This window comes from Streptomyces sp. CNQ085, from assembly GCF_022614595.1.
In the GTDB taxonomy this organism is placed as follows: Bacteria; Actinomycetota; Actinomycetes; order Streptomycetales; family Streptomycetaceae; genus Streptomyces.
In genome coordinates, this window is the sequence record NZ_JAJFAU010000178.1 from 1 (window position 1) to 8723 (window position 8723).

The window sequence follows — 8723 nt, forward strand, 5'->3', positions numbered from 1 at the left end:
GCCTCGACGAGGCCGCGGCACGCGGTGTCCGCCTCGGCGGCCAGCGCCGCCGGGGCCACCTCCGCCCGTGACGTCCGCACCAGCCGGGCCGGCGTCAGATCCACCACGTCGTCCAGCAGGTCCACCAGACCGACCGCGTGCGCGACGCCGGGCTCGCCCTCGAACGTGTCCGGGTTCTCGGTGAACGCCCGCCACGCGTCCAGGGCGCGTGCCGTGATCCCCTCCCAGTCCACGGCGGCGGACCGGCCGCCGCCCCGTGTCCGCGCCGCCGCCGTCGCCGCACCGGTCGCCGCGCCCGCCGCCGTGTCCACGAACAGCACCGATCTGCGCTCCGGGCCGCCCGGCTCGGGCCGTCGCAGCACCCACACCTGAAGCCCGACGTGCAGCGGCACCGACGCGCCGGCCGGCAGCGCGATCACCGCACGCAGCGCTCCGCCGCGCACCAGCTCCGCCCGTACGCGGCGGCCCGACGCGCGGCCGGCCGTGGCCGGCGGCAGGAGCAGCACGGCGTGACCGCCGGGGGAGAGGTGGGCCAGCGCGTGCTGGACCCAGGCCAGTTCGGACTCGGCGCGGGGCGGGAAGCCGTACGCCCAGCGCGAGTCGTAGGCCAGCTCGTCGTGGCCCCAGTCCCGGTCGCCGTAGGGCGGGTTGCACAGCACGGCGTCGACGGTGAGGTCCGGGAAGGCGTCGGCGCGCAGGCTGTCGCCCGTGCGCACGGTGACGTCCGTGCCCTGACCGGCCGTCAGGGTCAGGCCGACGGCGGTGCGCCGCGCCTGGACAGGGAGGCTGTCCTGCCCGTACAGCTCGCGCGCGCCGCGCGCGGCGGCGGCCGACAGCAGGGTGCCGCTGCCGCAGGCGGGGTCGAGGACGCGGGCCGGGGAGCCGGGGACCAGACGGGCCAGCAGGTCGGCGAGTGGTGCCGGGGTGCGGTAGGCGCCGCTGGCGGCGCTGTCCTCCAGTTCCCGCTCCGCCAGTACGCCCAGCGCCGCCTGCGCGCCCTCGTCGCGGACGCAGAGCAGCAGGGCACGCAGGACGGTGGTGTCCGCGGCGGTGAACCGGACCGGTTCGGTGCCCGGTACCACGTCCGCGACCCCGGCCGCCGCGTCGTTCGCCCGTTCCACCAGGTCGGCGTCGGGCAGCGCGAGCAGGCCGGCGAGGTCACCGACGGAGCGGCGGGCGGCCGCCAGGACCAGCAGGAGCAGATCGGAGGTGCCCGCGCCGGCCGGTTCACGCAGGCGCAGCGTGGTGCGCAGCTCCCCGCTGGGCGTGGCGGCCGTGTGCTGTCCGCGCGAGGCGAGCCAGGCGCGGACCTCCTCCAGGTCGTACAGCGGGCTGCTGTCCGTGCCGCCCGAGGGGGCGGGGAAGTTCTCGTGCCGGCGGCGCCAGTTGCTGACGGTGGCGCGCGTGACGCCCGCGATGCGGGAGATCTCGGCGGCCGTCACCTGGGCGGATGGTGCGGAGGGCTGCGGCATGGGTCGGTCCTGGCTCCGATGGTCGGCGTGGCCACACCATACAGCAGGCGTCAGCTCGCGGAAGCTGTTGGACAGTGCTTTCGCTGTCATGCTTTGATGTTGACGCTTCCGGAGATGAGCACAACTCCCCGGCGTGAAACGTCATTTCCCTTGCCACAGCCATGTCCTCGGACGCCCAGCCCCCTCCCGGCCGAACGTCGGAGGAGGTGCGGCGCCCCGGGGCCGGGCGAGGACCGACCGACCACCACCCAGCCACCCAGGAGGGGGCACCCATGCGCCTGACCATGCCGAGCGGCACCCCGGAGGGAATCCCGCTCACCGTCATGCCGTTCCGCGAGGACGCGGTCATCGGCACCATGTCCCTGGCCACGCTCGTACGCCTGGTGCCGTCACCGCGCCGGGAGGAGGACCCGCGCGCACTGAAGACCGCGTCCGGACACGACCGGCGCCGCGCCGAACTGCGCGCGACCGTGCAGCGGACGCTGAAGTCCCAGAAGGGGAAGAACATCCCGGCCTATGCCGAGTACATCGCCGCCGGCATCCTCGGCAAGCACGGCTCCGCCTGGTCCACGCCCCCGGTCACGCTCTGGCACGCGGGCGAGATCGCCGCGATGAGCGACGAGCTGATCCCCGACTCGGGCCTGCGGACGCTGACCCTCGCCCCGGACGCCATGGTGATCGCCATCGACGGCGAGACCCAGACCACCGCCTGGCACGACATCTACCAGGACCCGGAGTCCTTCGGCCTCACCTACACCGAGCTCGGCAGTCGGGTCCGCATTCCCTTCGAGCTCTACCTGGGGCTCTCCCCGGCGGACGCGCGGCAGATCTTCTACGACCGCAACGTCAAGGGCGTCGATGTCGCCAAGAACCTGGCCATGTCCATGGACCAGCGCGACCTCGCCACCCGGCTCGCCCACACCGTCGGCGAGAGGCTCGAGGTCGAGTCGGACGACGGCCGGCGGGTGCCGTTCGGCAAGCTGGTCAACACCGGCAAGCGGCAGCTCACAGCGACCGACAAGGAGGTCGTGACGCTGTCCGCGCTGCGGGCGCTGATCACCACCACCGTCTTCGGCGGCAAGGGCGTGCAGTACACGGCGACCCACGTCCGCGAGGAGGACCTGCCGCCCCACACCGACGCCGACGAGGTCGAGGCGGTCGTCGTCCGCCTGGTCTCCCGCCTGATCGGCGACCACTTCCCCGACTTCGCCCGGCGCGGCGCCATCACCGCCCCGGCCGTGATGGCGGGACTCGGCATCCTGCTGCACCGCGCCACCCCCTGGTGCGACCCCGGCGACGCCACGGGCTACGAGAAGGTCGCGTACCTGCTCGCCGACGTCCGCTGGGAGCGCGAACCCGCCTACTGGGACGGCGTCTGCGCCAGCGTCGGCTCCACCGGCCGGCTCAACTTCAGCGGCGGCGTGAAGGACTCCGCCGGCCGCGTCGCGGGCGCGCTCCTGGACCCGCACAGCGAACTCGGCCGGAAGATCCGGGGCCGGTGGAGCTGAACAGGCCCGCGACGCGGGCCACCTGACGCCGGGACCTTCCCGGCCGGCGCCCCCTCGCCGGTCACGGCTCCCCGGCTCTACGGGACCTTGGCAGCCGGGGCGTCGCGCAGCGGAAACAGCACAGGAGGAACACGGCAAGACAGCACGACAGTGCGAAGGCCTCGGCGCGGACGAGATTCACGGTGCCACCGGTGAAGAGGCAGTCGACGGCCGGTGTCAGGAGGCGTGGGGCCGCCGGAGTCCCCGGAGGAGGAGGGCGATCAGGCGTCGGGGGTCGTAGCGGGGGTCGTCGTCGCGTCCGGCGCACAGGTTGCCGATGCCGCGCATCAGCTCGTACGGCTGCGTCCCGGGCTCGATGTCGCCGGCCTCGACCGCGGCGTCGAGCAGTTGGGTGCAGACGGGCAGCAGGCGGTCGAGGAAGTGGGCGTGCAGCGCGGCGAAGCGGTCGTCGTCGGAGCGCAGGGCGTCGGCGAGCCCGTGCTTGGTGACGAGGAAGTCGACGAAGAGGTCGACCCACCGGCACAGCGCGTCGAACGGGGAGTCGGCGCCGGCCAGCAGGTCCGGGCCGGCCTCGGCGCACTCCTCGATCTGGTGCCGGTAGACGGCCGTGACGAGATCCGCCCGGGTGGGGAAGTGGCGGTAGATGGTGGCCATTCCGACGCCCGCCCGGTCCGCGATCCGGCGGACCGGCGCGTCGACGCCGGAGCTGACGAACACCTCGGCGGCGGCGGTGAGCACCGCCTGCCGGTTGCGCCGGGCATCGGCCCGTCTGCCCCGGGACGGCGGCTTGTCCGCGGGACCGCCGGCGGCCATCGCGTACTCCCTCCACGCCGATTGAAAAAAGGATCGGTGATCCGGATATTAAATGGAGCGGTGCCCCGTTTCAGCTTAGCCGAACCGGGACGTCCCTGTCCGCCTTGCCCGCCGCCGGTCACAGGAGACCGGCGAGCCGCATGCGCCACGGACCTTCGAACCACCTCTCCTCGCTCGGCGGCTTCACCGCCGCCCTCCTGCTGGGCGCCGGACTGAAGGACCCCGACACCGGGGACATGGTGCGCCTCCTCGAACCCCGGATCAAGGCCGGTGTGCTGCTCGCCGCGCCCGGCAGGGGCGGTGACACCCTCAACGGGCCCATGGCCGGACAGAGGCCGATCACCGGCGCCATCGACTTCTCCACCATGACCACCCCCGCGCTGGTCGTCGCAGGCGACAAGGACGACTCCCGGCACTTCACGGACAGGGGACCGGACTGGCACGCCGACCCTGACGTCCTCGTTTTCCGGCCATGGCCGAAGGGCGCCCTTCCGCGCCCGCCTCCCCGCTGCCCAGACTGCTGCGCGAAACGTGAGAGGAGAGGGGGCCGGGGATGGCTGCTGGCAGTGGAGGCCATGGAGGCCGTAAGGCTCGCGGGAGCCGTGGAGGACGAGGTTCGGCGGCGCGGCGCAGGCGCGAGACCCGGCAGAGGGCGGCGGTCGTCGGCGGCGTGGCGGTGCTGCTCCTGCTCACCGTTTCCTGGTCGGCCGTCTGGCCGTACCTCCTGGGGGCCGGGATCGCCGCGGGTCTCGGCGGCCTGGTGTGGTGGCTGTGGCGTACCGACCGGATCCTCCGCGGCGGGGACCGGGCCTGGCGGCAGGCGGACGCGGTGGCGGCCGGACACCGCACGCTGGCCGAGGTGGACGCGATGTCCGGCACCGAGTTCGAGGAGCTGGTGGCAGAGCTGTGCCGCCGCGACGGCTGCACCGAGGTCCGGCGCGTGGGCGGATCCCACGACAACGGCGCGGACGTGCTCGGCCGGCTGCCGGACGGCCGCACGATGGTCGTCCAGTGCAAGCGATACGCGCCGAAACGCACCATCGCCAGCGGCGAGATGCGCGATCTGATGGGTGCGAAGGTGCACTTCGGGGCCGATGTGGCCGTCTTCGTGACGACCTCGCGCTTCAGCGCCCCGTCCCGGGCACTGGCGGTGGAGCACGGCATCCTGGCCGTGCACCGCGATCACCTGGGCCTGTGGAACAACGGCGCCTCCCTGCCCGCCCTGGCCGGCGTCAACGGCGCGGGCCAGGGCGACCGGGAACACCGCGCGCGCTGGAGGAACACCTACGGGGCGTAACCGCGCCAGGGGCCCGGCGGGCCGGGAAGCCGCCCCGGGAGAAACCGGGGGCGGGCGCGGGCCGTCGCGGACCAGGCTGTGGTCGACGCCGCGTACGCCGACCTGGAGCGCGAACAGGCCGCCGCCGATACCGCATTGGCCGGGCACCCGGACCTGGGTGAGCGCGTGGGGAAGGACGGGACCGCGATCCGGGAGCCGATGGTGCGCAGGGGCGAGGAGTACGCCCGCCACCGCGGGCACGCGGACCTGTTGCGCGAGTGCGTCGACGGCCGGGTGGGACGGTGGCGCAGACCGGGGGCGGCGGGGTCGCTTCGGTTCCGCCGCCCCCGGCGTTCGCTCTGCCGGTGGTCAAGGAGTCAGGGACGCGCGCGTCCCTTTGTTCGCACTGGTCGCGACCGTGCCGGGGCGTCCCGGGCTCAGAGCGGACCCCCCGCGTTCCCGGCCTGCCGGTCGGCCTCGCCCGAAGCCGCGGGGCGGAGGCGCTCGTAGCAGTCGTAGTTGCGCTGGGCGATGATCTTTCCGTCGCGGAACTCGAGGAACGCCGCGACGTGGGCGCGCAGCACCTGCCCGGCGGCCAGGTCGCCGAGGGGCACGGCCAGGGTGCCCGACCAGGTGACTTCCAGGGCGACCCGGTCGCCGGCGGCGACCGCGTCCATCACTTCGAAGTGCTGGTCGGTGAGCAGCGCGCGTCCCTGCCGTACGGCGTCGACCAGTTCCGGCAGGCGGCGGACGGTGCCGTCCGGGAAGAGGAGGTTGGGCAGCTGTGTGTGCACCGTGTCCGGGTGGAGGAAGGCGGTGAGTTCCTCGCCTGCGGCGAAGCGGGACACCGCCCGGTGGTAGCGGACGGCGGTGCGGACGTTGGGGTGTTCGTGGAGCTCCGGCATGTGGACAACCTTAGTTGTGTAACGTTGGTTGCACAACTGGATCTGTTCAATGACAGAGTGAACCCATGGAGCAGTCACCCGACCCCCACGACCTCGACACCGGCACCCTCGCCCTCTTCGCGGGCCTCGCCGCCGCCTCCGCCGTCCAGGACGAAGTCGCCGCCCGCGGCTTCCCCGACCTGCGCATGTCCCACGGCTACGTCTTCCAGCACCTCGTCCACGCCCGGCCCACCATCGGCGACCTCGCCGAGAAGCTCGACATGACCCAGCAGGGCGCCTCCAAGGCGGTCGCCGAACTCGAGCGCCTCGGCTATGCCGAACGCCTCCCCGACCCCCACGACGCCCGCGTCCGCCGCGTCACACTCACCCCCCGCGGACACGAAGCCGTCACCGCCGCCCGCCGTGCCCGGGCATCACTGGAGGAACGTCTCCGGCAGCGCTTCGGCGCCACGGCCCTCGACGCCGCCCGCACCCTCCTCACCGACCTCCTCGACGCTCTCGGGGGCACCGCGGCCGTCCGGCGCCGCGAGGTCAGGCCGCCCCGCTGACCGTGCCGGCCGCCAGTGCCGTCGCACCGCACCCGGGGCCCGTCCGGCATAACATCACCGGGAAGGCAATCCCCGGCAGGCCCCGCGCCGCCCGGCGGCGCGGGGCCTGCCGGGGACGGACGACGACTGGTGGGGGAATCCACAACGATGACGGCCGAGACGTTCGAGTTCCAGGTGGAGGCCAGCCGCCTCCTGCGGATGATGGTTCACTCGATCTACTCGAACAAGGACGTGTTCCTGAGGGAGCTGGTCTCCAACGCCTCCGACGCGCTCGACAAGCTCCGCATCGAGGCGCTGCGCGACGATTCGCTGGGGGCCGATGTCTCCGACCCGCATATCGAGATCGAGACCGACAAGGACGCCCGCACGCTGACCGTGCGCGACAACGGCGTCGGGATGTCGCGCGAGGAGGTCGTGGGGCTGATCGGAACGATCGCCAAGTCCGGCACCGCGGAGTTCGTCCGCAAGCTGGAGGAGGCGCAGAAGGCCGGGGACGCCGGGAATCCGGCAGCCGCGGAGGCGCTGATCGGACAGTTCGGCGTCGGCTTCTACTCCGCCTTCATGGTGGCCGACGAGGTCACGCTGCTGACTCGTCGTGCCGGGGAGTCCTCGGGCACCCGCTGGATCTCCACCGGCGAGGGCACCTACACGATCGAGACGGTCGGCGACGCGCCCCAGGGCACCTCGGTCATCCTGAGGCTCAAGCCCGAGGACGCCGACGACCGCCTCTTCGACTACACGGCCCCCTGGAAGATCCGGGAGATCGTCAAGCGCTACTCCGACTTCATCACCTGGCCCATCCGCCTGGTCGAGGCGGGCGCCGAGGAGCCGGGGAAGGACGCGGACGGCGGGAGCGAGGACGCCGGGAAGCCCGAGCCGGAGGCGATCAACTCCCGCAAGGCCCTGTGGGCCCGGCCCCGCGGCGAGGTCTCCGACGAGGAGTACCACGAGCTCTACAAGCACATCAGCCACGACTGGACCGACCCGCTGGAGACCATCCGCATCCAGGCGGAGGGCACTTTCGAGTACCAGGCGCTGCTCTTCCTGCCCGCGCGGCCGCCGCAGGGCGTCCTGTCCCAGGACCGGCGGGGCGTGCAGCTCTACGTCAGGCGCGTCCTGATCATGGAGGAGTGCGAGGAGCTGGTCCCGGCCTACCTGCGCTTCGTCAAGGGCGTGGTCGACGCCCAGGACCTGTCGCTGAACATCTCCCGCGAGATCCTCCAGCAGGACCGCCACATCCAGCTGATGCGCCGGCGGCTGGCGAAGAAGGTGCTGGCCACCCTCAAGGAGATGAGGACGGCCAGGCCCGAGAAGTACGCGGACTTCTGGCGGGAGTTCGGCGCGGTCGTCAAGGAAGGGCTGATCAACGACCCCGACAGCCGCGACGCGATCCTGGCTGCCTCCTCCTTCGCCTCCACCCACGACGCGGAGGGGACGACGACGCTCCAGGAGTACGCGGAGCGGATGAAGGAGGGCCAGGAGCACATCTACTACCTCACCGGCCCCTCCCGGAGCGCGGTGGAGAGCTCGCCGCACATGGAGGCATTCCGCGACAAGGGACTTGAGGTGCTCGTCCTGACCGACCCGGTCGACGAGGTGTGGGTCGACGCGGTGCCCGACTTCCAGGGCAGGAAGCTGCTCTCCATCGCCAAGGGCGAGGCCGAGCTCGGCACCGAGGAGGACAGGGAGCGGGCCGAGGCGGAGCGGGAGCGGCGGCGCGAGGAGTACGCCGGGCTGCTGGAGTGGATGACCGAGCGGCTCGGCGGCGAGGTCAAGGAGGTGCGGCTGTCCTCCCGGCTGACGGTCTCGCCGGCCTGTGTCGTCTCGGACGCCGAGGACATGACGCCCGGCCTGCGCAGCATGTTCCGCGCCATGGGCCAGGAGGTGCCCGAGAGCAAGCGCATCCTGGAGATCAACCCCGGCCACCCGCTGATCACCGGCCTGCGCGGGGCGCACGCGGAGAACGCCTCCGCGCCGGGCCTGGAGGGCATGGCCGAACTCGTCCACGGCATGGCGCTGCTGGCCGAGGGCGGCATGCCCGGCGACCCGGCCCGCTTCACCCGGCTGATGGCCGAGCGCCTGGAGCGGTCCCTGTGACCGGCCGCTGACGACCTGGGCGCCGAGCTGCCGCTGACCAGCGAACCGGCCGGGGTGGGATACGGAACGGATTCCGCGGAGGTCTGAGTCCCGGCGAGTCCAGG

The 8723-nt window shown here is 72.9% G+C and carries 7 protein-coding genes and 2 pseudogenes; 6 read left to right on the forward strand and 3 right to left on the reverse strand.

The genetic code is table 11. The annotated features are described in order from the left end of the window. The coding region (locus tag LJ221_RS21670; protein ID WP_241718406.1) for an N-6 DNA methylase at nt 1-1472 on the reverse strand (1472 nt) is incomplete at its 3' end. Nucleotides 1473-1744: 272 nt separating this feature from the next. Between LJ221_RS21670 and LJ221_RS21675 the strand changes: the two genes are divergently transcribed. Continuing rightward, complete coding sequence (locus tag LJ221_RS21675; protein WP_241718407.1) at nt 1745-2980, forward strand: DNA sulfur modification protein DndB; 1236 nt, start codon at nt 1745-1747, stop codon at nt 2978-2980. 216 nt (nt 2981-3196) lie between these two features. On the opposite strand, the gene LJ221_RS21680 is transcribed toward LJ221_RS21675, so the two are convergent. Continuing rightward, nucleotides 3197-3793, reverse strand: a complete 597-nt coding sequence (locus LJ221_RS21680) for a TetR/AcrR family transcriptional regulator (RefSeq protein WP_241718408.1) — start codon at nt 3791-3793, stop codon at nt 3197-3199. 170 nt (nt 3794-3963) lie between these two features. Between LJ221_RS21680 and LJ221_RS21685 the strand changes: the two are divergent. From LJ221_RS21685 to LJ221_RS21695, 3 genes and pseudogenes are all read left to right on the forward strand, one after another. Further along, nucleotides 3964-4284 (forward strand): annotated as a pseudogene (locus LJ221_RS21685) (chlorophyllase); the annotation flags it as partial. 62 nt (nt 4285-4346) lie between these two features. Continuing rightward, complete coding sequence (locus LJ221_RS21690; protein ID WP_241718409.1) at nt 4347-5090, forward strand: restriction endonuclease; 744 nt, start codon at nt 4347-4349, stop codon at nt 5088-5090. A 60-nt stretch (nt 5091-5150) separates the two neighbouring features. Next, nucleotides 5151-5372 (forward strand): annotated as a pseudogene (locus LJ221_RS21695) (DUF664 domain-containing protein); the annotation flags it as partial. 134 nt (nt 5373-5506) lie between these two features. Here the strand turns inward: LJ221_RS21695 and LJ221_RS21700 are convergent. After that, nucleotides 5507-5974: a nuclear transport factor 2 family protein gene (locus LJ221_RS21700; RefSeq protein WP_241718410.1), complete on the reverse strand. Its 468-nt coding sequence runs from the start codon at nt 5972-5974 to the stop codon at nt 5507-5509. Nucleotides 5975-6039: 65 nt separating this feature from the next. On the opposite strand from LJ221_RS21700, the gene LJ221_RS21705 reads away from it, so the two are divergent. Together LJ221_RS21705 and htpG are read left to right on the forward strand one after the other, a co-directional pair. Further along, entirely contained in the window at nt 6040-6522 is a 483-nt protein-coding gene (locus LJ221_RS21705) for a MarR family winged helix-turn-helix transcriptional regulator (RefSeq protein WP_241718411.1), read from the forward strand. A gap of 147 nt (nt 6523-6669) precedes the next feature. After that, nucleotides 6670-8619, forward strand: coding sequence for a molecular chaperone HtpG (gene htpG, locus LJ221_RS21710; RefSeq protein WP_241718412.1), 1950 nt, complete (start codon nt 6670-6672; stop codon nt 8617-8619). Nucleotides 8620-8723: the final 104 nt, after the last annotated feature.

Excerpts from the sequence above, each read along its gene's own strand:
- LJ221_RS21675 (WP_241718407.1), top strand. The coding sequence starts at position 1,745 with ATGCGCCTGACCATGCCGAGCGGCACCCCGGAGGGAATCCCGCTCACC.
- LJ221_RS21680 (WP_241718408.1), bottom strand. The coding sequence starts at position 3,793 with ATGGCCGCCGGCGGTCCCGCGGACAAGCCGCCGTCCCGGGGCAGACGG.
- LJ221_RS21690 (WP_241718409.1), top strand. The coding sequence starts at position 4,347 with ATGGCTGCTGGCAGTGGAGGCCATGGAGGCCGTAAGGCTCGCGGGAGC.
- LJ221_RS21700 (WP_241718410.1), bottom strand. The coding sequence starts at position 5,974 with ATGCCGGAGCTCCACGAACACCCCAACGTCCGCACCGCCGTCCGCTAC.
- LJ221_RS21705 (WP_241718411.1), top strand. The coding sequence starts at position 6,040 with ATGGAGCAGTCACCCGACCCCCACGACCTCGACACCGGCACCCTCGCC.
- htpG (WP_241718412.1), top strand. The coding sequence starts at position 6,670 with ATGACGGCCGAGACGTTCGAGTTCCAGGTGGAGGCCAGCCGCCTCCTG.